We start from the raw sequence: 715 nt of genomic DNA on the forward strand, positions 1-715 counted from the left end.
GCGCCAGGATCTGCGCATGCATCGCAAGCTGGTGGTGATCGACGACAGGGTCGGTTACACCGGCTCCATGAACATGGTGGATCCCCGTTTCTTCAAGCAGAACGCAGGAGTTGGCCAGTGGGTCGACATCATGATCCGGGTGCAGGGGCCCATGGTGCCGTTGATGTGGTCCATCTTCGTCTGGGACTGGGAGATGGAGACCGGCGAGCGGCTGCTCGACAGCCTGCAGCACGAGCCTGAGGCCTGGCCCCAGAGCAACTACCGGGCCCAGCTCATTCCGTCCGGCCCCTTCGTCGGCGGTGACTGCATCCAGCAGAGCCTGTTGCTGGCCATCTATCAGGCCCGTCACCATCTGGTGCTGACCACCCCCTATTTTGTGCCGGACGATCCGTTGGCGGCGGCGCTATCCTCGGCGGCGGCGCGCGGGGTTCAGGTGCAACTGGTGTTGCCGGCGCGCAACGACTCCCTGATGGCCAATCATGCCTGTAATGCCTTCATGGAGGAGCTGCTGGAGGCCGGGGTTGAGGTCTACCGCTACGATGCCGGGCTGCTGCACACCAAGAGCGTGCTGGTGGATGACGACTTTGCGCTGGTGGGCACTGTGAACCTGGATAGACGCAGTCTCTGGCTCAACTTCGAGGTGACCCTGCTCATCGACAACCCGGTTTTTGTCGCTGAGATGACCCAGCTGGTGCAGGGCTACATGATAGAGGCG

At 62.5% G+C, this 715-nt stretch carries 1 protein-coding gene; it reads left to right on the forward strand.

Annotated elements, in window-relative coordinates; genetic code table 11:
• A partial coding sequence (locus tag BN1128_RS16310) for a phospholipase D-like domain-containing protein (RefSeq protein ID WP_042870677.1) occupies positions 1-715 on the forward strand: 715 nt, incomplete at both ends.

The sequence above is a fragment of the Aeromonas piscicola genome, from assembly GCF_000820005.1.
In the GTDB taxonomy this organism is placed as follows: Bacteria; Pseudomonadota; Gammaproteobacteria; order Enterobacterales; family Aeromonadaceae; genus Aeromonas; species Aeromonas piscicola.